The sequence below is a fragment of the Streptomyces sp. NPDC050211 genome (assembly GCF_040656035.1).
Lineage (GTDB): Bacteria > Actinomycetota > Actinomycetes > Streptomycetales > Streptomycetaceae > Streptomyces.
Genome location: NZ_JBFALC010000053.1, coordinates 42,508 through 65,297 on the forward strand (window position 1 = coordinate 42,508; position 22,790 = coordinate 65,297).

Annotated in this window: 19 protein-coding genes; 18 read left to right on the forward strand and 1 reads right to left on the reverse strand. The window is 71.0% G+C overall.

Translation table 11 applies throughout. The features are described from left to right. Position 1 precedes the first annotated feature (1 nt). The 16 genes from asnB to AB0I98_RS37095 are packed head-to-tail and all read left to right on the forward strand — an operon-like array spanning position 2 to position 20,481. Positions 2-1,936 (forward strand): asparagine synthase (glutamine-hydrolyzing), encoded by a 1,935-nt coding sequence (gene asnB / locus AB0I98_RS37020; protein WP_362949534.1) that lies wholly within the window; start codon positions 2-4, stop codon positions 1,934-1,936. A 28-nt stretch (positions 1,937-1,964) separates the two neighbouring features. Further along, positions 1,965-4,154: a bi-domain-containing oxidoreductase gene (locus tag AB0I98_RS37025; RefSeq protein WP_362949536.1), complete on the forward strand. Its 2,190-nt coding sequence runs from the start codon at positions 1,965-1,967 to the stop codon at positions 4,152-4,154. Beyond that, complete coding sequence (locus AB0I98_RS37030; protein WP_362949538.1) at positions 4,151-6,106, forward strand: alginate lyase family protein; 1,956 nt, start codon at positions 4,151-4,153, stop codon at positions 6,104-6,106. Before AB0I98_RS37025 ends, AB0I98_RS37030 begins: the two co-directional genes overlap by 4 nt. Continuing rightward, complete coding sequence (locus tag AB0I98_RS37035) at positions 6,103-7,659, forward strand: right-handed parallel beta-helix repeat-containing protein (RefSeq protein ID WP_362949540.1); 1,557 nt, start codon at positions 6,103-6,105, stop codon at positions 7,657-7,659. Before AB0I98_RS37030 ends, AB0I98_RS37035 begins: the two co-directional genes overlap by 4 nt. 1 nt (position 7,660) lies before the next feature. Beyond that, a complete protein-coding gene (locus AB0I98_RS37040; RefSeq protein ID WP_362949542.1) occupies positions 7,661-8,917 on the forward strand; it encodes an O-antigen ligase domain-containing protein in 1,257 nt (418 codons plus the stop codon). Positions 8,918-8,919: 2 nt separating this feature from the next. Further along, complete coding sequence (locus AB0I98_RS37045; RefSeq protein WP_362949544.1) at positions 8,920-10,140, forward strand: glycosyltransferase; 1,221 nt, start codon at positions 8,920-8,922, stop codon at positions 10,138-10,140. After that, positions 10,141-11,400 carry a class I SAM-dependent methyltransferase gene (locus AB0I98_RS37050; RefSeq protein ID WP_362949546.1) on the forward strand — a complete coding sequence of 420 codons (1,260 nt, stop codon included), beginning with the start codon at positions 10,141-10,143 and terminating at the stop codon, positions 11,398-11,400. After that, positions 11,397-12,191, forward strand: coding sequence for a glucose-1-phosphate cytidylyltransferase (locus AB0I98_RS37055; RefSeq protein ID WP_362949548.1), 795 nt, complete (start codon positions 11,397-11,399; stop codon positions 12,189-12,191). Before AB0I98_RS37050 ends, AB0I98_RS37055 begins: the two co-directional genes overlap by 4 nt. After that, complete coding sequence (locus AB0I98_RS37060) at positions 12,188-12,835, forward strand: PIG-L deacetylase family protein (RefSeq protein WP_362949550.1); 648 nt, start codon at positions 12,188-12,190, stop codon at positions 12,833-12,835. Before AB0I98_RS37055 ends, AB0I98_RS37060 begins: the two co-directional genes overlap by 4 nt. Positions 12,836-12,838: 3 nt before the next feature. Continuing rightward, positions 12,839-13,864 (forward strand): SDR family oxidoreductase, encoded by a 1,026-nt coding sequence (locus tag AB0I98_RS37065; RefSeq protein ID WP_362949552.1) that lies wholly within the window; start codon positions 12,839-12,841, stop codon positions 13,862-13,864. Further along, on the forward strand, positions 13,852-15,135 hold the full coding sequence (locus AB0I98_RS37070) for a DUF4910 domain-containing protein (protein ID WP_362949554.1): 1,284 nt from the start codon (positions 13,852-13,854) through the stop codon (positions 15,133-15,135). Before AB0I98_RS37065 ends, AB0I98_RS37070 begins: the two co-directional genes overlap by 13 nt. Then, a complete protein-coding gene (locus AB0I98_RS37075) occupies positions 15,132-16,430 on the forward strand; it encodes a hypothetical protein (RefSeq protein ID WP_362949556.1) in 1,299 nt (432 codons plus the stop codon). The genes AB0I98_RS37070 and AB0I98_RS37075 overlap by 4 nt, the downstream gene beginning before the upstream one ends. After that, positions 16,427-17,374 carry a glycosyltransferase family 2 protein gene (locus tag AB0I98_RS37080; RefSeq protein ID WP_362949557.1) on the forward strand — a complete coding sequence of 316 codons (948 nt, stop codon included), beginning with the start codon at positions 16,427-16,429 and terminating at the stop codon, positions 17,372-17,374. The genes AB0I98_RS37075 and AB0I98_RS37080 overlap by 4 nt, the downstream gene beginning before the upstream one ends. Then, complete coding sequence (locus tag AB0I98_RS37085) at positions 17,371-18,600, forward strand: polysaccharide pyruvyl transferase family protein (protein WP_362949559.1); 1,230 nt, start codon at positions 17,371-17,373, stop codon at positions 18,598-18,600. The genes AB0I98_RS37080 and AB0I98_RS37085 overlap by 4 nt, the downstream gene beginning before the upstream one ends. Further along, a complete protein-coding gene (rfbC, locus tag AB0I98_RS37090; protein ID WP_362949561.1) occupies positions 18,597-19,148 on the forward strand; it encodes a dTDP-4-dehydrorhamnose 3,5-epimerase in 552 nt (183 codons plus the stop codon). The genes AB0I98_RS37085 and rfbC overlap by 4 nt, the downstream gene beginning before the upstream one ends. Before the next feature lie 7 nt (positions 19,149-19,155). Next, positions 19,156-20,481, forward strand: coding sequence for a glutamate-1-semialdehyde 2,1-aminomutase (locus AB0I98_RS37095; RefSeq protein WP_362949562.1), 1,326 nt, complete (start codon positions 19,156-19,158; stop codon positions 20,479-20,481). 7 nt (positions 20,482-20,488) lie between these two features. Here AB0I98_RS37095 and AB0I98_RS37100 read toward each other — a convergent pair whose 3' ends face one another. Next, the gene (locus tag AB0I98_RS37100) at positions 20,489-21,160 is read right to left on the reverse strand and encodes a phosphatase PAP2 family protein (RefSeq protein ID WP_362949564.1); all 672 of its coding nucleotides are present in this window, start codon (positions 21,158-21,160) and stop codon (positions 20,489-20,491) included. A 168-nt stretch (positions 21,161-21,328) separates the two neighbouring features. Here AB0I98_RS37100 and AB0I98_RS37105 point away from each other — a divergent pair, with 168 nt between their 5' ends. Then, on the forward strand, positions 21,329-21,832 hold the full coding sequence (locus tag AB0I98_RS37105) for a pyridoxamine 5'-phosphate oxidase family protein (RefSeq protein WP_362949566.1): 504 nt from the start codon (positions 21,329-21,331) through the stop codon (positions 21,830-21,832). Between the two features lie 175 nt (positions 21,833-22,007). Further along, the gene (locus AB0I98_RS37110; protein ID WP_362949567.1) at positions 22,008-22,730 is read left to right on the forward strand and encodes an alpha/beta hydrolase; all 723 of its coding nucleotides are present in this window, start codon (positions 22,008-22,010) and stop codon (positions 22,728-22,730) included. The last annotated feature ends 60 nt before the right edge of the window (positions 22,731-22,790 follow it).

Below are 22,790 nucleotides of genomic sequence, written 5' to 3' on the forward strand. Positions count from 1 at the left end.
CATGTGTGGCATCGCAGGTACTTACCGATGGCCGGACGGGAAGGTCGTGACCGACCGGCTCACCGAGACCCTCACCCACCGCGGTCCGGACGGGGCGGGCCGGTACGGCCACCCCGTCGGTGACGGCGAAGTGCAGCTGGGGCACCGCCGGTTGGCGATCATCGACCTGTCCGAGACCGGCGCTCAGCCGATGGTCTCGGACGGCCTCGCCCTGACCTACAACGGCGAGCTGTACAACGCGCCCGAGCTGCGTGCCGAACTGGAGGCCGCCGGGCTGCGCTTCCGCGGCACCTCCGACACCGAGGTGCTCCTCGAGGCGTGGCGGCGCTGGGGCACGGACTGCCTGCCCCGGCTGCGCGGCATGTTCGCGTTCGGGATCTTCGACGAGCGCACCGGTGAACTGGTGCTGGCCCGGGATCAGTTGGGCATCAAGCCGCTGTTCCTGCTCCGGCGTGGCGCGGGGCTGGTGTTCGCCTCCGAGCTCAAGGCGCTCGCGGCCGTGACCGGCGGGTCGCTTGAGGTGGACCATGCGGCGCTGGTGGCCTCGCTGCTGTACTACTGGGTGCCGGACTCACGGTGCGCGTTCCGCGAAGCGGAGAAACTGCCGCCGGGGAGCTGGCTCAGGTGCCGGCCCGACGGCCGGGTGGAGCGCGGCCGGTACTGGAACTTGAAGGACGTCGCCGCCGAGGGCCGGGAGCGGGCCCGGGCCGGCGAGCACCCGGACCTGGCCGCCATCGTCGAGGAGTCGACCCGGCGGCACCTGCTCTCCGACGTCCCCGTGGCGACCTTCCTCTCCGGCGGCCTCGACTCCAGCTACCTGACCGCGCTGGCCGCCCGCCATCGACCCGGGATCTCCGCCTACACGATCGGGTTCCGCGCCGAGGACGCCAAGTTCGAGGCGATGCCGGACGACCTGCGCTATGCCCGGCAGGTGGCCGAGCGGTTCGGTGTCGATCTGCACGAGATCGAGATCGCCCCGAACGTGCTCGATCTGCTGCCGCAGATGACGTACCACCTGGACGAGCCGATCGGCGACCCCGCCGCGATCAACACGTTCCTGATCTGCTCGGCCGCCCGGGAGGCCGGGGTCAAGGTGATGCTCTCGGGGATGGGCGCCGACGAGCTGTTCGCCGGGTACCGCAAGCACCTGGCCAACCTGCTAGCGCTGCGCTACCAGCGCGTCCCGCGGCCCTTGCGCCGCGGCCTGTCGAGGGCCGTGGACCGGCTGCCGGTTGCCACGTCCCGCCGCGGGTACCGGTCGGTGCGCTTCGCCAAGCGGTTCCTCTCCTTCGCCGATCTGCCGGAGGAGACCGCGTTCCGGCGCAGCTACACCATGTACGACCAGGACGAACTGCTCGGCCTGCTCGATCCCGACCTGGCAGGGACGGTCGACGACGTACTGACCGAACATGCGGACACCTACGAGGACAACGACCTCGACGACTTCGTCAACCGCATGTGCCTGACCGACGCCCGGATGTTCCTGCCGGGCCTGAACCTCGCCTACACGGACCGCTCCAGCATGGCCGCGTCGACCGAGGTGCGGGTGCCGTACGTGGACGTCGAGGTGGTCAAGGCGGCGTTCGCCGTGCCCGGCGACCGCAAGATCGTCGGACGGCAGGGGAAGGCCGTCCTCAAGGAGGCGGCCACCTCGGTCCTGCCCCAGGAGATCGTGTACCGGCCCAAGGGCCTGTTCAGCGCCCCGCTACGCGCCTGGATGAGCCGGGATCTGGCACCGCTGGTGCGCGAGGTGGTCAACGACGGCCTGCTGGTCAATTCCGGGTTCCTGCGCCGCGACGCGCTGGCGCGGATGGTCGCCGAGGACGCCTCCGGGCAGCGGGACTTCTCCAAGCATCTGTGGCATGTGCTGACGCTCGAGTACTGGTATCGCGACGCGACGTCCGGGTCCGGCCAGAGCGCTCGCTCGACGGCGTAGAAGACGCGTAGAAACAAGGGGACTTCGGGTGAAACAGGTTGTGCAGAACTACAAGAGCGGCGAGCTGGCGGTGCTCGACGTTCCGGCGCCGGGGTGCAAGCCGGGCGGTGTGCTGGTCCGCAGCGCCTACTCGCTGATCTCCACGGGGACCGAGCTCATGAAGGTGTCCGAGGCCGGTATGTCGATGCTGGGCAAGGCCCGCTCCCGGCCGGACCAGGTGGCCAAGGTCATGCAGAGCGTGGCCACCAACGGGGTGCCCGCCACCTACCGCAAGGTGATGGGCAAGCTGGACTCCTACACGCCGCTGGGCTACTCGCTGTGCGGGGTGGTCGAGCAGGTCGGCGCCGGCATCGACGACGTGAAGGTCGGCGACCTCGTGGCCTGCGCCGGCAACGAGCACGCGCTGCACGCCGAGCTGAACTGGGTGCCGAAGAACCTCTACGCCCCGGTGCCGGACGGCCTCGCGCCGCGGCACGCGGCCTTCGGCACCGTCGGGTCGATCGCGATGCAGGGCGTCCGCCAAGGCGAGTCACAGCTGGGCGAAGTGGCACTGGTCATCGGCCTCGGGCTGATCGGACAGCTGGTGGTGCAGCTCCTCGCCGCCTCGGGAGTGCGCGTCGTCGGCGTCGACCCCGACCCGGTGCGCTGCGAACTCGCCGCGCGCCTGGGCGCGGTGGCCTGCGGCGATCCCGCGTCCGCGTCCGTGGAGGCTTCCGTCGCCGAGCTCACCGACGGTCACGGCGTGGACCAGGTGTACCTGGCCGCCGGCGGCGGCAGCAATCAGCCCGTGGAGCTGGCCGCCCGGCTCTGCCGGGACCGCGGCCGGGTGATCGACATCGGCAAGTGCCGTCTGGACCTGCCGTGGAACGCGTACTACGAGAAGGAGCTCGACGTCCGGTTCTCCCGCAGTTACGGCCCCGGTCGCTACGACCCGGAGTACGAACTGGAGGGCCGGGACTACCCGATCGGCTACGTGCGCTGGACCGAGCGCCGCAACCTGGCGTGCTTCCTCGACCTCGTCGCCCGCGGCCGCGTCGACGTGGAGCCCCTGGTCTCCCACGTCGCCGACTTCGATGACGCCGTCGAGACGTACCAGCGCCTGAAGGACGGCGAACTGAAGGCCGTGGCCGTGCTGTTCCAGTACCCCGGGCACGCGGCCGAAAAGGCCGAAGTGGAAGCCCCGGCGGTGGCCGTTCCCGCGGTGAAGCGCCCCAGCGGAGTGTCCACCCCGGCCCGGTCCGCCAAGACGCCGGTGCGGCTCGCGTTCGTCGGCGCCGGAAACTACGCGACGTCGATGCTGCTGCCGCACCTCGCACAGCGCGACGGCGTCGAGTTGTCGACCGTCGTCACCACGACGGCGCTGTCCGCGGCCAACGCGCAACGGAAGTTCGGCTTCGCCGAGGCGACCACCGATCTCGACGCCGTGCTCGGCGACAAGTCCATCGACGCGGTGTTCGTCGTCACCCGGCACAGCTCGCACGCCGAACTGACCCGGAAGGCGCTGCTGGCCGGCAAGACCGTGTTCGTGGAGAAGCCCCTGGCCCTCACCGAGGACGAGCTGGCTGACGTACTCGCGGCGGTGGAGGAGTCCGGCAACGACCGGCTGCAGGTGGGCTTCAACCGCCGGTTCGCACCGCTGCTTCAGGAGGCCAGGACGCGGTTCGGCGCCCGGACCGGTCCGGCGAGCCTGCGCTACCTGGTCAACGCGGGCCGGCTGCAGCACGGCAGCTGGTACCTCCAACAGGGCAGCGAGGGCTCGCGGTTCGCCGGCGAGGGCGGACACTTCATCGACACGGCGAGCTGGCTGCTCGAGGCCGACCCGGTCTCGGTGTACGCGGTCGCCCCGTCCGGCAACGAGGACCTCCAGGTCGTACTCCGCTACCCGGACGGGTCCACCGCCACCATCAGCTACGTCACCACCGGACCGGCCACCCTCCCCAAGGAAACCCTCGACCTCGTCGCGGACGGGAAGGCTCTGCGCCTCGACGACTTCGTCCGTGCCTCGGTGTACGGCCGTAAGAAGTGGGTCAGTTCGCGGTTGCCCAAGGCCCGGGACAAGGGCCAGAACGCCGAACTGGCCGCGTTCATCAAGGCCGTGCGGACCGGAGGGCCGATGCCGGTGCCGCTTCAGTCGCTGGTCGCCACCACCGCGGCCACCCTCGCCGTACAGACCGGCCTGGCCGCCGGTGCGCCGGTGACGTTGGCGGGGCCGCGATGACCATGAGTGCGGGCTGGTACCTGCGGCGGCTTTCCCGGATGGGGCCGCGGGAGGTCGCGGGCCGGGCGGGCGACGCGGTGCGCAGGCGCCGGTGGCGGTCGGCGCGGCCCGACTGCCCGAGCGTGACCGGCGCCCGGTTCACCGCCGTGCTCCCCGCCGGGGCGATCGCCGCCGTGCCTCCGGACGCCGCGAAGCGTCTCGTCGCCGAGGCGGACCGGCTGATGTACGGGCACGCCGAGTTCTTCGGGGTGGTCCGCGACGACCTGACCGACCCGGACTGGTGGTGCGACCCGAAGACCGGGCGCCGGGCTCCGTGGGGCTACGCCTTCGACGTGCCGTACCGGAACGAGGACGCGGTCGGGGACATCAAGCAGATCTGGGAGCTGTCCCGGCATCAGTACCTCACCGTGCTCGCCGCCGCCTACGCGATCACCGAGGACGAGCGGTACGCCGAGCGAGTGGCCAAACACCTGCGGTCGTGGTGGGCGGCCAACCCACCGCTGCGCGGCGTGCACTGGATCAGCGGCATCGAGCTGGGCATCCGGCTGCTGTCCTGGGTGTGGATCCGCCGGCTGCTCGACGGCTGGCCGGGCGCGGCCGACCTGTTCGAGGACAACCCGGTGGCGCTGAGCCAGATCTGGCACCACCAGCGCTGGCTGGCCGCCTTCCCCAGCCGGGGCTCTTCGGCGAACAACCACGTCATCGCCGAGGCCGCAGGACAGTTCGCCGCGTCCTGCGCCTTCAACTGGTTCCCCTCGTCGGAGCGTTGGCGGGCGGGCGCGCTGCGGTCGCTGGAGCGGCACCTGCGCGGCAACACCTACGTCTCCGGCCTCAACCGCGAGCTGGCCACCGAGTACCACGGGCTCGTACTGGAGTTGGGCCTGGCCGCGGTGGCCGAGGCGGATGCCGCGGGCGTCCCGGTCCCCGCGACCGTACGCCTCGTACTGCTGCGGATGACCGACGCGCTCGCGGCCGTCGTGGACAACCGGCTGCGGCCGCCGCGCCAGGGGGACGCGGACGACGGGCACGGTCTGGTCGTGGACGGCGCGGGCACCGACCGCTGGGCCTCGCTGCTGGCCACCGGGGACGCCGTGTTCGGACGGCTCGACTGGTGGCCGGCGGTGACCGGCACCGATGTGCGCACCCCGCTGCTGGCCGGGCTCATCAAGCCCACTGAACTTGCCGTGACCCGCCCGGCGAGCCGACCGGCCCACTTCGCCGACGCGGGGCTCACCATCCTGCGTGGTCCGGACGAGATCTGGTGCCGCTGCGACGGCGGCCCGCACGGCTTCCTGTCCATCGCCGCGCACGCCCACGCGGACGCGCTGTCCGTGGAGGTCCGGCACGACGGGGTCGACGTGCTCGCCGACCCGGGGACGTACTGCTACCACGGGCAACCCGAATGGCGGCAGTACTTCCGCTCGACCCTCGGCCACAACACACTGCAACTGGACGGCGGTGACCAGTCCGTCTCCGGCGGCCCGTTCCTGTGGACCCGGCATGCCGAGACCCGTGTCCTGACCGCCGACACCTCCGGCGAAGGCGTGGCCCGCTGGTGTGCCGAACACGACGGTTACGAGGGCTCCGTGCACCGCCGGAGGGTGGAACTGACCGCCGAGACCCGGGAATTGACGGTGGTCGACGAGGTGCGCGGCTCGGGCCGGCGCGTACGCCTCGCGTTCCACCTCGGCCCGGCGATCGCCGCGGACCTGGTGGGGAACCAGGCCGTGCTCACCTGGACCCGGGACGGCGAGGAGCGCTCCGCGGTGCTCGACCTGCCCGGGCAGCTGTCCTGGCAGGCGCACCGCGGCGAGACGGACCCGCCGCTGGGCTGGTACTCCGCGGGGTTCGGGCGCAAGGAACCCGCCACCACGCTGGTCGGCACCGGCTTCGCCGACGGCGCGGAGGGCTTCACCACGGTGCTCAGGTTCCGGGGCCAGGGGGGCACGTGAGGTTCAGAAGGCGGCACTGGGCGTTGGCGGCGGCACCGCCGGCGCTGGCCCTACTGGCGGCGACCGGCTGTACGAGCACGCCGGACGACTCGGCGAAGCCTGCCGACGCGCCGCCCACGTCCGGTGCGTCGTCCACGTCCGGTGCGCGGTCCACGGACGTGGCCCGGGTGTGCGCCAAGCCCGCCGCCGGGCCGGCGAAGGCACCGGCGGGCGCGGTGACCGTCGACCCCGCGGTGGTCGGTGACCTGGCGGCGAAGACCAAGAGCAGCCCCCCGAACACCACGTTCTGGCTTCGGCCGGGCAAGCACAGGCTCGACCCGGACCGCTACGCCCAGGTCATTCCCAAGGAGGGCAACCGCTACCTCGGTGCGCCGGGCGCGGTGCTCGACGGCCGGAAGAAGAACCAGTACGCGTTCGGCGGCAGCGCCCGCGACGTCACCATCCGCTACCTGACCGTGCAGGGTTTCGTCGCACCGCACGACCAGGGCGTGGTCAACCATGACTCCGCCGACGGGTGGGTCATCGAGCACGCGACGATCCAGTACAACTCCGGTGCCGGGCTGATGGCCGGTGCCCGCCAGCGGGTCAGCGCCAGCTGCCTGCGCGAGAACGGTCAGTACGGAATGAACGCGTACAAGGCCGGCGGCTCTCTCCGAGACCTGGTGGTCGAGGGCAACGAGATCGTGGGCAACAACACCGACGACTGGGAGCGGCGGCGGGAGGGCTGCGGCTGCACCGGAGGCATCAAGTTCTGGGCCGTCGACGGCGCCGACATACGCGGCAACTGGGTGCACGACAACCGCGGAACAGGGTTGTGGGCGGACACCAACAATAACGACTTCCGCATCGAGAACAACGTGCTCGAGGCCAACGACGGTGCCGCGCTGATGTACGAGACCAGCTACAACGCGGTCATCCGGAACAACACGATCCGGCGCAACAACTGGGTCGAGGGCCGCAAGTACACCGCCGGCGAGGACAACTTCCCGTTCGCGACCGTCTACCTGTCCGAGTCCGGCGGCGAACCACGGGTCCGAGCCCGCACGGACAAGATCGAGATGTACCGGAACGTGCTGGAGAACAACTGGAACGGGATCACCCTGTGGGAAAACGCCGACCGGTTCTGCAACAGCCCGGCCAACACCTCGTCCGGTGACTGCACTTTGCTGGTGAAGAAGACCGACCGCTGCGCGAAGCCGGCGATCGCCAAGCCACCGCTCTACGCCGACTGCCGGTGGAAGACCCAGCGGGTAGACATCCACGACAACCGCTTCGTGCTGGACAAGTCCGTCCTCAAGTGCACCGTGAAGTGCGACCGAATGGCGGTGCTGTCCAACTACGGCACCTATCCGGACTGGTCGCCGTACCAGGGCGAGAAGGTGGCTCAGGCGATCACCCACAAGCAGGACAACCGCTGGCACGACAACGTCTACCTCGGACCGTGGAAGTTCGTCGTCCAGGACCAGAGCCGGCTGATCAACTTCGCGCAGTGGCAGGGGAAGAGCTACCGGCAGGACGCGGGGAGCACCCTCGACCCACAGGCCGGTGGTTGAGATGGCGACACAGTTCGACGCCGAACCGCGCCCTGCCGGCACGGCGAAGATCGTCGGGATCGCCTGGGGATTGCTGGCCCTCAACACGCTGGGCTCCACCGGGGCGGACACCATCATCCCGCTGCCCCGCTCCCTCATCCAGTTGGTCACCATGGGCGCGCTGGTCGCCGCGTTCGCGCTGGCGCTCGCGGTCAATCTCCGGCTGCGCATCAGAGCCAGCGCCTTCTTGTTCCTGCTCACCCTGCTGCTGGTGCCGAGCGTGATCTCCAGCGTGTACCTGGAGTCCGGGTTCGGCGCGCTGTTCCGCTGCGCCCGGCTGGCTCTCTTCATCGGCACGCTGTGGCTGCTGAGCCGCTGGTGGGACGGCGGCCTGACGTTCGTCCGGCACCACATCCGGACGTACTTCGCGGTGCTCGCAACGGTGGCCGCCGGCGCGCTCATCTCACCGGGCGCGGCCATGCCCGGGCGCTATGGCGGGCGGCTGGTCGGCGCGTTGTGGCCGCTCACCCCGCCGCAGATCGGACAGTACGCCGCAGTGATCATCGGGCTCACCGTGCTGCTCGTACTGGGCCACCGGACCGATCGGACCAGCGCGGCGGTGGTCATCGTGCCGTCACTCGTCCTGCTCGCGCTGACCCATACCCGGACGGCCACGCTCGGCCTGCTCATCGGGCTGGTGCTGGCGATCGGCTCGCTCATCCTGACCAGCGCCGCGGCCCGCCGGTTCTTCACCTGGGCGGTGCTGTGCGCCGTGGTGGCCGCAGTGGTGTTCGCCTCCGCGCTCCAGGCATGGTTCCTGCGCGGACAGAGCAAGGAGAACTTCTCCAACCTCACCGGTCGGGCCAAGGTCTGGGACGCCCTGCTGGCCGAACCCCGGACGACCGGGGAGAAGGTGTTCGGCATGGGCCTGGGCGACAAGTCGTTCGGCGGGCTACCGATCGACAACAGCTGGCTGGCCGTCTACCAGGAACAGGGTCTGATCGGAGTCGCCCTCGTGGCGGCGATCATCATCGTCCTCGGCGGCGTCGCGTTGCTGCGGCCACCGTCGCTGCAGAGGGCCTGCGCGATCTTCCTGATCAGCTACTGCGCGATCGCGTCGTACACCGAGGCCGGCCTCGGCGACGCCTCGCCGTATCTGCTGCATCTGGCCCTGGCCGCCTCGCTGTTGGCGGCACCGGCCACGACGGCTCCGCTCGCGTTGCCCGAAGTCCCGCGACGACACGTCCCGCGCTGGGCCCGTAGATCGGAGGTGGTCTGAGCATGCACGTCCTCGTGGTGCACAACCGCTACGCCTCGGCGCAGCCGAGCGGGGAGAACAAGGTCGTCGACCAGGAGGTGGAGCTGCTGCGCGCGGCCGGCCACCGAGTCGAGGTGTTCGAGCGGCGCAGCGACGACATCGCCGCCCGGTCCCTGCTCGGCAAGGTGGCGGTGCCGCTGCTCGTGCCGTGGAACCCGGGGGTCCGCACGGAACTCGCCGCCCGGCTGCGTGCCGACCGGCCGGACGTGGTCCACGTCCACAACGTCTTCCCGCTCCTGTCGCCCGCGGTGCTTGCCGCCTGCGCCGACGCCGACGTGCCCGCCGTCGCCACGCTGCACAACTACACCCAGATCTGCCCGCCCGGCACGCTGCAGCGGGACGGCCGGCCGTGCACCGAGTGCGTCGGCTCGACGCCGCTGCCCGCCGTCCGGCACGGCTGCTACCGCGGCTCCCGCCTCGCGACGGTGCCGCTCGCGGTCAGCCTGTCGGTCAACCGGCGGCGGTGGTGGTCCGGCGTGGAGCGGTTCTTCTGCATCTCCGCGGCGCAGCGCGACGTCCTGGTGTCGGCCGGAATGCCGGCCGAACGCCTTGCGGTGAAGCACAACTTCGTGCCCGACCCGGATGACCGCCGGTCGGGCGAGGGCGAGCATCTGCTCTATCTCGGCCGGCTCGCGGAGGCCAAGGGCGTACGGCTGCTCATGGCCGCGTGGGACGAGATAGCGGCCGGCGGCGGTGTGGGCGTACCGCTCGTGATCGCCGGGACAGGGCCTCTGGAGCGAGAGGTGACCACCTGGGCGGCGGGCCGGGACGACGTGCGCTACGTCGGCCTGCTGGACCCGGCGGAGTGCCGGAAGGCCGTCGCGCGGTCCGTCGCTGTGGTGGCTCCCTCGACCTGGCTGGAGGCGTTCGGCCTGGTGGTCGTGGAGGCGATGGCGGCGGGGGTCCCGGTCGTCGCCGCGGGTCACGGTGCCTTCGTCGAGCTGGTCGAGGACGGGGTGACCGGGCTGCTGCACCGGCCGGGCGAGTCGGCCTCGCTCGCGTCCGGCATACGCCGGATCGCGGCCGAGCCGGCCCTGGGCCGGGAGATGGGTCAGGCGGCCCGGCTCCGTTACGAACAGGGTTTCAGCCCGGCCGTCGGGCTGGAGCGCCTGCTGGAGGAGTACCGCACCGCGATCGCGGGTCGGTCGGAATCAATGGGGGACGGAATCAATGGGGGGAAGTAGATGACACGATGCCGACTGTGCGGCTCGGAGGCGCTGACGAGCGTCGTCGATCTCGGGGCGACGCCACCATGTGAGAGCTTTCTCGCCGCGGACCAACTGGACCAGGCGGAACCGGCGTACCCGCTGCACCTGCGGGTCTGCACCGGCTGCTGGCTGGCGCAGATACCGCCGCTGATCACGCCGGAGGAGACGTTCAAGGAGTACGCGTACTTCTCCTCGTACTCGACCTCCTGGGTGGAGCACGCGCGCACGTTCGTCGCCGACGCCGTGCGGCGGGTGGGTCTCGACACCAACGGCTCCGACGCCTTCGTCGTCGAGGTCGCGAGCAACGACGGATACCTGCTGAAGCACGTGGTGGACCGGGGGATCCGCTGCCTGGGCGTCGAGCCGTCGGTGAACGTCGGCGCCGCGGCGCGCGAGGCGGGCGTACCCACGCTCACGGAGTTCCTGAGCCCGGAGACCGGCTCGGCCGTGCGCGCCGAGCACGGCCCGGCGAACCTGGTCGTGGCGAACAACGTGTACGCGCACATCCCCGACGTGGTCGGGTTCACCCAGGGGCTGCGCGCTCTGGTCGCCGACGACGGCTGGGTCTCCATCGAGGTGCAGCACCTGCTGACCCTGATCGAGGAGAACCAGTACGACACGATCTACCACGAGCACTTCCAGTACTACACGGTCGCGTCCGCGATCCGGGCCCTGGCGAGCGGCGGACTCACGCTCGTGGACGTCGAGTTGCTGCCCACGCACGGCGGCTCCATCCGCCTGTGGGCCCGGCCGGCCGAGGTGGCCGGCGAGCCGACGCAGCGGGTGGCCGACGTGCTGGCCCGGGAGAAGGCCGCCGGGCTGCAGGAGCTGTCCGGGTACACCGAGTTCTCCTCCCGGGTGGCGAAGGTGCGCCGGGATCTCCTCAAGTTCCTCATCGAGGCGGCCGAGCGCGGCGAGACGGTCGTCGGCTACGGCGCCCCGGGCAAGGGCAACACCCTGCTCAACCACTGCGGCATCCGCCCCGACCTGCTCGCGTACACGGTCGACCGCAACCCCTACAAGCACGGCCGGTTCACCCCGGGCACCCGCATCCCGATCCTGCCACCCGAGCAGATAGCCGCCGACGAGCCGGACTACGTCCTCGTCCTCCCGTGGAACCTGCGGGCCGAGCTGGTCGAGCAGCTGTCCTTCATCCACGAGTGGGGCGGCCGACTGGTCTTTCCCATCCCGGAACTGAGCATCGTCGAGGTCGCGTCCAGAAAGGTCACAGCATGAAGGTCGTTCTGTTCTGCGGCGGTTACGGGATGCGGATGCGCAACGGAACCTCCGACGACGTCCCCAAGCCGATGGCGATGGTCGGCCCGCGACCGCTGATCTGGCACGTCATGCGCTACTACGCGCACTTCGGGCACACGGAGTTCATCCTGTGCCTGGGGTACGGGGCGCACCACATCAAGGACTTCTTCCTCAACTACGAGGAGACGGTGTCCAACGACTTCGTGTTGCGGGGCGGGCGGACCGAGCTGCTGTCCACCGACATCGCGGACTGGACGATCACGTTCGCGCAGACCGGCATCGAGTCACCGATCGGGGAGCGGCTGCGCCGGGTGCGGCACCACCTGGACGGCGACGAGATGTTCCTCGCCAACTATGCCGACGTGCTCACCGACGCCCCGCTGCCGGAGATGATCGAGAAGTTCGCCCTGCGCGACGCCGGTGCGTCGATGATGGTGGTGCCGCCGCAATCCTCCTTCCACTGCGTGGAGTTGGGCGAGGACGGCCTGGTGGGAGGCATCACCGCGGTGAGCGACATGCCCCTGTGGGAGAACGGCGGCTACTTCGTGCTCCGCCAGGAGGTCTTCGACCACATACCGGAGAACGGGGACCTGGTCGCCGACGGTTGCGCCCAACTCGCCAAGCAGGGGCGGCTGGTGGCGCACCAGCACCGCGGCTTCTGGAAGCCGACCGACACCGTGAAGGAGCGGGCCGCGCTCGACACCGCCTACGCCCGAGGCGACCGTCCATGGGCCGTGTGGGAGCAGGACAGTGCCGGGGTGAAGGCGTGATCCGGCTCGGTGCCGGGCGCCTGGACCGGATCGTCGCGGTGGGCGCCCACTGCGACGACATCGCCATTGGCGCCGGCGGCACGCTGCTGACGCTGTGCCTCGCGCACCCGGGTATCCGTGTCGACGCGCTGGTGCTTTCCGGCGGTGGCAGCGAGCGTGAGCAGGAGGAGCAGGCCGCGCTCGCCGCCTTCTGCCCGGGCGCCGACCTGCGGCTGACCGTGCACAAGCTGCCGGACGGCCGGCTGCCCGTGCACTGGGACGAGGCCAAGGCAGCGGTCGAGGAGCTGCGCGGGCAGACCGACCCGGATCTGACCCTGGCCCCGCGTACCGACGACGCGCACCAGGACCACCGCGGCCTGGCGCAGCTGATACCCACCGCGTTCCGCGACCACCTCGTGCTCGGCTACGAGATCGTCAAGTGGGACGGCGATCTCGGCCGTATGGCGGCGTACCAGCCGCTGTCGCCTGAGATCGCCGAACAGAAGGTGCGGCTGCTGCAGGAGCACTACGCCTCGCAGCGGCACCGGCCCTGGTACGACCGGGAGGCCTTCCTCGGTCTTGCCCGGATCCGCGGCATCGAATGCCACGAGCGATACGCCGAGGCGTTCGCCGTCACCAAACTCACGCTCAATCTGGGGGACTGAACTTTGCGCGTACTGCTGACCGGACACCAGGGCTACCTGGGCACCGTGATGGCCCCGGTCCTCGCCGCCGCCGGGCACGAGGTCGTCGGCCTCGACGCCGGCCTGTTCGCCGACTGCGTCCTCGGCCCGCCGCCCGCCGACCCGCAGGGGCATCGGGTGGACCTGCGTGACATCACAGCCGAGCACGTGGCCGGGGTGGACGCCGTGATCCACCTGGCCGCGCTCTCCAACGACCCGCTGGGATCGCTGGCGCCGGACCTCACCTACGACATCAACCACCATGCTTCCGTGCGCCTCGCCCGGCTGGCCCGCGACGCCGGAGTGCGGCGCTTCCTGTACGCGTCGACCTGCTCGGTGTACGGCGCCGCCGGCGGTGACGGCCTGGTGGGCGAGGACGCCCCGCTGCGCCCGGTGACGCCGTACGCGGAGTCCAAGGTGCGGGTGGAGGACGACCTGCACGCGCTGGCCGACGGCGACTTCACCCCGGTGTTCATGCGCAACGCCACCGCGTTCGGCTACTCGCCCCGCCTGCGCGCCGACATCGTGCTGAACAATCTGGTGGGCCACGCGCTGCTGTCCGGCGAGGTCCTGGTGCTCTCCGACGGCACCCCCTGGCGCCCGCTGGTGCACGCCGCCGACATCGCCCGGGCCTTCACGGCGGCGCTGGCCGCGCCGCGGGAAGCGGTGCACGACCGGGCGTTCAACATCGGCAGCGAGATCAACAACGTCACGGTCGCCGAGATCGCCGAGCAGGTCGCCGAGGCGGTGTCCGGCGTGAAGGTGGTGATCACCGGGGAGAACGGTGCCGATCCGCGGTCGTACCGGGTGGACTTCTCCCGGTTCCGGGCCGCGATACCCGGCTTCGACTGCGAGTGGACGGTGAAGCAGGGCGCGCTGGAACTCGCGGACGCCTACCAGAAGTTCGGGCTGACACGGGAGGACTTCGAGCAACGCTTCACACGCCTCGCCGTGCTGCGCGCGGGGTCCGAGGCCGGAACCGTCGACGACACCCTGCGGTGGTGCCGATGACCACACCCGGTGAGGAGATGTACGCCCTGGTGGAGCGGCTGTACCCGCTCTGCCGGAGCATCACGGGCGACGGCGTGCGCGCCACCTTGGACATCGTCGGCGAGTACATCCCGCTGCAGGTGCACGAGGTGCCGACCGGAACGCAGGTGCTCGACTGGACGGTGCCGCAGGAGTGGAACATCCGCGACGCGTACATCGCCGACATCGCCGGCAAGCGGGTCGTCGACTTCGCCGCGTCCAGCCTGCACGTGCTCGGCTACAGCGTGCCGGTGGCGAGGACCATGCCGCTGGCCGAGCTGCGCGAACACCTGCACACCCTGCCGGACCACCCGACCTGGGTGCCGTACCGCACCAGTTACTACAAGCCGGAATGGGGATTCTGCCTGGCCCAGGACACCCTGGACGCGATGCCGGACGGCGACTACGAGGTGCGCATCGACTCCACGCTCGCGGACGGCCACCTCACCTACGCCGAGCATGTCGTCCCCGGGCAGGTCCAGGACGAGGTGATCGTCTCCTGCCACGTCTGCCACCCGTCGCTGGCCAACGACAACCTGGCCGGGATCGCCGTGGCGACGTTCCTGGCCCGGGAGCTGGCCCGGCAAACGCCGTACTACACCTACCGGTTCATCTTCGCCCCCGGCACCATCGGGGCGATCACCTGGCTGGCCCGCAACGCGGAGCGGGTGGAGCGGGTCAAGCACGGCCTGGTACTGGCCTGCGCCGGCGACTCGGGCCAACTGACGTACAAGCAGAGCAGGCGCGGCGACGCGGAGATCGACCGGGTGATGCGGCACGTGCTGGCCGCCTCCGAACGCCCGCACCAGGTCAAGGAGTTCACGCCGTACGGCTACGACGAGCGGCAGTACTGCTCGCCGGGGTTCAACCTGGGCGTGGGCTCGCTCACCCGGACCCCGTACGCCGGCTACCCCGAGTACCACACCTCGGCGGACAACCTGGACTTCGTCTCCCCGGAGGCGATGGCGGACACCCTCGCGGTCTGCCGCGAGGCGTCCGCCGTCCTCGACCGCAACCGGCGGTACGTCAACCTCAGCCCCTACGGCGAACCACAGCTGGGCCGGCGCGGGCTGTACGACGCACTCGGCGGCCGCAGCGACACCAAGCAGGCCCAGATGGCCATGCTCTGGGTGCTCAACCTCTCCGACGGCGAGCACAGCCTGCTGGACGTCGCCGAGCGGTCCGGGCTGCCGTTCGGCGCCGTCGCCTCCGCGGCCGACGCCCTGCACGACGCCGGGCTGATCAAGACATGACGCCGACGACCACCGAGGGGGAGCAGACGGCGCGACCGGCCGGATCCGCCCGGCGGGCCCTCGCCGGCCGGCTGTCCTGGGGACTGGCCGACCAGGCGGTCTCCAGCATCAGCAACCTCGTGGTGGGCCTCTACGTGGCACGCTCGCTCGGGCTGGCCGCGTTCGGCGTGTTCAGCCTGGCCTGGGTGACCTACGGCGTGGTGCTCAACGTCTCCCGCGGACTGGCCACCGACCCACTCGTGGTGCGCTTCAGCGGTGTGCCGGAGGCGTCCTGGCGCGCGGCCACGACCCGGTCGACGGGCACCGCCCTCGGCGTCGGCGGTGTCATCGGCGTGGCGTCCGTCGTGGTCGGGCTGGGGCTCGGCGGCAGCATGGGCGGCGCGTTCGTCGGCCTCGGCGTGGTACTGCCGGGACTGCTGCTGCAGGACGCCTGGCGCTTCTCGTTCTTCGCCGCGGGCGCCGGGCGGAAGGCGTTCGTCAACGACCTCGTGTGGGGCGCTGCGCTCATCCCGGCCCTGGTGGTGGCCGCCCGCGTGGGCAGCGTGACCGGTTTCGTGCTCGCCTGGGGCGGGTCGGCCGCGGTGGCCGCGGGGTACGGCTGCCTCCAGTCCGGCATCCTGCCCCGGCCGACCCGAGCGCGCGCGTGGCTTCGCGAGCAGCGCGACCTCGGCTACCGATACCTGCTCGAGAACGTCGGCGTCAGCGGCGCGAGCCTGCTGCGGGCGTACGGGCTCGGCTTGGTCGTCGCGGTCAGCGCCGTGGGTGTGGTCCGGGGTGCAGAGCTCCTGATGGGCCCGTTCCTCGCCCTGCTGATGGGTCTTTCGCTGGTCACCGTCCCGGAGGCGGCACGGGTGCTGCGGCAGGCCCCGCATCAACTGGGCAGGTTCTGCCTCCTGCTCGGTGGCGGGCTGGCCGTCGCCGCACTGCTCTGGGGCACCGCGCTGCTGCTGGTGCCGGACCGTCTCGGCGAGCACGTGCTCGGCAGCGTCTGGTACCCATCCTCCGAGCTCATTGTGCCCATCTCGCTCGGCGTCGCGGGCGCCGGCCTCGGCGTCGGCGCGGCGGCCGGGCTGCGCGCCCTCGCCGCTGCCCGGCGCAGCCTGCGCTGCCAACTGTTCGCCTCCGCCTGCTATGTCGGCGGTGGGGTCGGCGGGGCGGCCGTGGCCGGCACGGTCGGCTCGGCCTGGGGCGTCGCCGCCGCGAACCTCAGCGCCTCGGTCCTGTGGTGGCTGCAGCTGCGGTCCGCTCTGCGCGAGCACCGGCACAACACCATCCGCGAAGAGAGGACTACATGACCCACCATCCCCGGCTCAGCATCGGACTGCCCGTGTACAACGGGGAGGAGTACCTCGCCGAGTCGCTCGACGCCCTGCTCGGCCAGACCTACGAGGACTTCGAGTTGGTCATCTCCGACAACGCCTCGACCGACGGGACCCAGAACATCTGCCGCAAGTACGCCGAGCAGGACTCCCGTATCCGGTACCTCCGGCTGCCCCGGAACATCGGTGCCGCACCGAACCACAACTACGTGTTCACCGAGTGCCGCGGCGAGCTGTTCAAGTGGGCGTCACACGACGACCTTTACGCCCGGGACCTGTTGCGGCGCTGTGTGGAGGCGCTGGACGAACGGCCCGACGTGATCCTCGCGCACGCCGACCAGGCGGTCATCGACGAGGACGGCCGGGTGAAGGTCCCGTACGAGTACACGCTCGCCACCGCCTCGCCGCACGCACCGGAGCGCTTCCGCAGCATGCTGTTCGAGCCCGGCGGCGACGACTTCTACGGGGTGATGCGGGCCGACGTGCTGCGCCGGGTGAAGCCGCACGACAGCTACCACCACGCGGACCGCACGTTCGTCGCCGAGATCGGCCTGCACGGGCCCTTCCACCAGGTGCCGGAGCTGCTCTATTTCCGCCGCGACCACCCCACCCGCGCCGAGCGGGCGAACCCTTCCAAGCGCTCCCGGTGCGTCAACCTGGATCCGCGCCGGGCAGGCCCACTGCACCCGACACCCCGGCTGCTCGCCGAGTACGTCTGGGGCTTCGTGTCGGCGATCCGGCGGGCGCCGTTGTCCGCGGCCGACCGGCGCGCGTGCTTCCGCCACCTGGCCGCGTGGATGGCCAGCCGCACCCGGCCGGGTGCGGGCGAGCGGGTCGAGGACCGCGCCCCGGTCGACCCAGGCCGGCTCACGGTCTCCGTCGACGCGATCGTCGCCGGCCGCGAGGGGAGGCAGGCATGACCTCGAACAGAACTCAGGTGCGCGTCGGACTGTTCGGCCTGTTCGGCGCCGGCAACTCCGGCAACGACGCGTCACTCGAGGCCATCCTCGGGTACCTGCGCACCGAGCACCCGGAGGCGGTCGTGGACGCGCTGTGCGGCGGGCCCGAAGTCATCACGGCCCGGTACGGGATTCCCGCGGCGCGGATGAACTGGAACCGCGGTGAGTACCGGACCGCCTCGAGTGTCGCCGCCATCGCGACGAAGGGTCTGGGCAAGCTCGTCGACGCCGTCCGCACCGCCGCTTGGGTGCGCCGGCACGACGTGGTGATCGTGCCGGGCACGGGCGTCCTGGAGACCACGCTGCCGCTGCGGCCATGGGGCTTCCCGTACTCGCTGTTCCTGCTCTGCGCGAGCGGCCGGCTGCTGCGCACCCGGGTCGCACTGGTCAGCGTCGGCGCCTCCGAGATCGGCGACCGGGCGACCCGGACCCTGGTGCGCTGGTCGGCGCGGCTGGCCGCGTACCGGTCGTTCCGGGGCGCCCACTCCCGCGACGCGATCCGGGCGATGGGCGTGGCCACCGCGCGCGACGAGGTCTATCCGGACCTCGCTTTTTCGCTGCCGGCGCCGCGGGCGAGCACGCCCTCGGGCCCGCCGGGCCCGGTCTGCGTCGGCGTCATGGCCTGGCACGGCAGCAACGACGAGCGCGCACGGGCCGAGGAGATCCACCGGCGCTACCTCGACGGGACGATCCGGTTCGTCCGCGCGCTGGTCGAGGACGGCCGGCCGGTCCGGCTGCTCACCGGGGACGAGCTCGACCGGCCGGTGGCCGCCGCGGTCCTCGATGCGGTGGACTCGCCGCTGGTCACCGCCGCCGAGGCGGCCTCGCTCGCCGACCTGATGAAGGAGGCGGCGGCTGCCGACACCGTGGTGGCGACCCGCTACCACAACCTGGTCTGCGCGCTGAAAGTCGGCACACCGACGCTCGCCGTCAGCTATTCGGAGAAGAGCGACGATCTCATGGCCCTGATGGGACTCGGCGCGTACTGCCACCCGGCTCGCGAGGTCGACGCCGACAGGCTGCTCGAGCAGTTCCGGGAGCTGGAACAGCGATCGGCGGAGCTGCGGCGGACCCTCCCGGAGCGGAACCAGGACGCCGCCCGGCGCGTCGAGGACCAGTTCACCGCCCTGACCACGGCCCTGTTCCCGCCGGCCGGCCGCACCCACACCACGCGGGAGGCCTCATGAAGGCGACCGAAGTCCCGGAGATCGTCGGCGCGTACCTCTTCGAGCCGACGCCGTACGCCGACGAACGCGGCTTCTTCTGCCGCACCTTCGACGCCGACGTGGTCCGCTCGGTGGGCCTCGACCCGAACGCCTTCGTCCAGGACAGCCTGTCCCGCTCGGTCCGGGGCGTGCTGCGCGGCCTGCACCTGCGCTCCGGCGCCGGTGAGGCCAAGCTGGTGCGCTGCTCGTACGGGAAGATCTTCGACGTCGTCGTGGACCTGCGGCCCGACTCGCCGACCTACCTGGGCCGGGCCTTCTTCGAACTGTCCGGCGAGACCCAGGTGACCCTGTACATCCCGGCTGGATGCGCGCACGGCTTCCAGGCGCTCACCGAGACCGCCGACACCTCGTACCGGATCGACCGCCCGCACGATCCGGCCGAGGACGTGACGATCGCCTTCGACGACCCGGAGCTCGCCATTCCCTGGCCGCTGCCAGCCACATCGATGTCCCAGCGGGACCGGGAGGCGCCGAGCCTCGCCGAGGTCCTGAAGCACAAGGAAGGGTGAAGTCGCCTTGGACACCGAAGAGTTCCACCTGCCCCGGTCACGGACGGCGAACGAGCGGCTGCACGCCATGATCCCCGGCGGCGCGCACACCTACGCCAAGGGCGACGACCAGTACCCCGAGCACCTGGCACCGGTCATCAGCCACGGCCACGGTGCCCATGTGTGGGACATCGACGGCAACCGCTATATCGAGTACGGCTCCGGCCTGCGGTCGGTCAGCCTCGGCCACGCCCACCCACGCGTGATCGAGGCGGTGCGGCGGGAGCTGGACCGCGGCAGCAACTTCGTCCGGCCGTCCATCGTGGAGGTCGAGGCCGCGGAACGCTTCCTGGCCACGGTGCCGACCGCCGAGATGGTGAAGTTCGCGAAGAACGGCTCCGACGTCACCACCGCCGCGGTGCGCCTGGCACGCGCCGTCACCGGGCGCCCGCGGGTGGCCATCTGCGGCGATCACCCGTTCTTCTCGGTCGACGACTGGTTCATCGGTACGACGCCGATGTCCGCCGGTATTCCGGCGGCGACCACCGAGCTCACCGTGGCGTTCCCTTACGGGGACCTGGCCGCCACGGAGGAACTGCTCACCCGGTACCAGGACGAGGTCGCCTGCCTGATCCTCGAACCCGCCGGCCACACCGAGCCGCCGCCCGGCTACCTCGCCGGACTGCGCGAGCTGGCGGACCGGCACGGCTGCGTACTGATCTTCGACGAGATGATCACCGGCCTCCGCTGGTCCGAGGCGGGCGCCCAGGGTCTGTACGGCGTCGTCCCCGACCTCTCCACCTTCGGCAAGGCGCTGGGCAACGGGTTCGCCGTCTCCGCGCTGGCCGGGCGCCGCGAGCTGATGGAGCGGGGCGGGCTGCGTCACTCCGGCGACCGGGTGTTCCTGCTGTCCACCACGCACGGTGCGGAAACACACTCCCTGGCCGCCGCGATGGCCGTGCAGACCACCTACGTAGAAGAGGGCATCACCGCACAACTGCACGCCCTCGGCGAGCAGTTGGCCGCCGGTGTCCGCGACGCCGCGGCGAGCATGGGCGTCGGCGACCACGTCGTCGTCCGGGGCCGGGCCAGCAACCTGGTCTTCGCCACCCTCGACGAGAACCGGCAGCCGTCGCAGCAGTACCGCACTCTGTTCCTGCGCCGGCTCCTCGCGGGCGGGGTGCTCGCCCCGTCGTTCGTGGTGAGCAGCGCGCTCAGCGACACCGACATCGACCACACCGTGGCGGTGGTGGCCCAGGCATGTGCCGTGTACCGCAAGGCACTTGACGCCGCCGACCCCACTCCCTGGGTGGGCGGGCGGCCGGTGAAGCCCGTGTTCCGCCGCTTGGCGTGACGTGCTGTCAGCGACCTGCCCGCCGACCGGCGTCGGCCATCCGGTCGGCCTGCCGGTCGGCGATCCGGTCGACCAGCCACGCGGTCGCCGGTATCACCGCCAGCGCGGTGCACCAGCCGCCGAGTACGTCGGTCGGGTAGTGCGCGCCCAGAGCGACCTGCGCCCAGCCCATGGCGGCGCCGGCCACCAGCGCCACGCCGAGCACGAGTGAGGTGCCGGCCGTCCTGCCGAGGCCGAGCCGGCCGGTCGCGAGCAGCGCGACCACGAGGGCGAGCGCGGTGAGGAAGGCGGTGTGCCCGCTCGGGTAGGACAGATTGCCGGGGCCGTGGATGGTGCGTCCCACCAGGTGCTTGAGCAGCCTCGCCGTCCCCACGGTCATACCGACGCCGACCACGACGAGCACCGCCGCGCGAGGACGCCGAAGCAGCAGACAGCCCGTCACGGCGGCCACAATCAGCATCGCCGCTCCGACGGGCTCCGCCAGGAAGTCCGTGGCCAGAGCGACGTACCGCCACGGCGGACGCACACTGTCCGCCGTCGGCTCGACGATCCACCTGTCCACCCTGCCGGGCTCGCTGTGGCCGGCGTACAAACCCCCGACCGCGACGACCACCAGCGCGGCGAGGCCCGCGACCAGCCCGAGCCACGCGCGCAACGCCGGGGGCAGCAGGCGATCCAACGCGAGCCCCCCATCGTGTCACCAGTGTGTGCAACCCTAACCAACATCCACGGAGACATACGGCCATATCGGTTTCAGCTGACCACCGAGGATGTCGAGAACGGCGTGACGACTCCGTCCCAGAGGCAGAAGCGACCACCGTGGTCGCCCGACCTCAGGAGGCCCACCATGACGAACGACCAGGTCACCGAGATCCTCAATCGCCCGCTGAGCCAGGAGCTGCTGGCTCGTGACCTCTGCCGCCTGGCCTACGTGGCCAAGGACGGGACACCGCGGAACATCCCGATCGCCTTCACCTGGAACGGCAAGGAGGTCGTGATGTGCACGTCGAGGAACGCCCCGAAGCTGGCTTCGCTCCGCCACAGCCCAGCCGTCGCCATCACGATCGACACCGAGGTGCACCCGCCCAAGATCCTGCTCGTCCGCGGCACCGTCGAACTCGACGACGTCGACGGCATTCCCGAGGAGTACCTCGAGATGAACGGCTCGTACGAGATGACGGCCGAGCAACGGGTCGAGTGGGAGGCCGAGGTCCGCTCGCTCTACGACGGCATGGTCCGCATCGTGATGACGCCGACGTGGGCGAAGCTGATCGACTTCGAGACGACCTTGCCGAGCGCCGTCGAGGAACTCATCCAGCGGCGTGCGGAACGTCAGCAGCAGAGCCACTGAAAAACCTGTTGGTGGACCACGGCGGCCACTGCTACTTTTCCGGAGGCCGTGCGAGAGAACGAGGAGGTGGTACCCGTGAACGTATCGACATGGGTGCTTCCCTCCGGGGTCACGGTCGGGCGATAGGCAGGTCGTCCGGGAGCGCCGTTCACGAGCACTCCCGAAAGGCACGACCATGCGATTCACTTCCGAACAGCGTCTCGACGGCGACGTCCTCGAACGCGAATTCACCCTCGGCGAGATCCCCGGCACCCTATGGACGCCTGAATCCGCCGCACCGGCCCCGCTGATCCTGATGGCCCACAACAACGGCCTGCCCAAGCGGGATTCCCGCCTGGTGGCCCGGGCCCGGCACACTGCGGGGTACGGCTACGCGGTGGCCACCATCGACGCCGCCGGGTGCGGTGACCGGCCCCGTTCCGCCGCCGACGAGCAGGCCCGCGCCGACCTCCGCCGCGCGATGCAGGCCGGCGAACCGGTCGACGAGATCTTCGAGTCCCTCGTCGGCCCGCTGGTCGAAAAGGCGGCCCCGGAATGGCGGACCACCCTGGACGCCCTCCTCACGCTGCCCGAGATCGGCGGCCCGGTCGGGTACTCGGGGTGGATGGCCCTCGGCATCCGACTTGCGGTGGCCGACCCGCGCATCGCGGCCGCCGGTTTCTTCGCCGGGGGTTACGTGCCCCACGCCCAGCGTGAGGAGGCCCGGCAGGTCACCATTCCGCTGCTGATCCTTCTGCAGTGGGACGACGAGGGGAACCCCCGGCAACGGGCCCTGGACCTCTTCGACGCCTTCGGCAGCAAGGAGAAGACACTGCACGCCAATCTGGGCGGACACCTCGGCACCCCGCGGTTCGAGCTGCAGGACGGGGGCCGGTTCTACGACCGGCACCTGAAGTAGGGCCAGGCCGTCTGGCGGGCGGCGCGGCGATGACGGCGGCGGCGCGTCTCCGGCATCGCC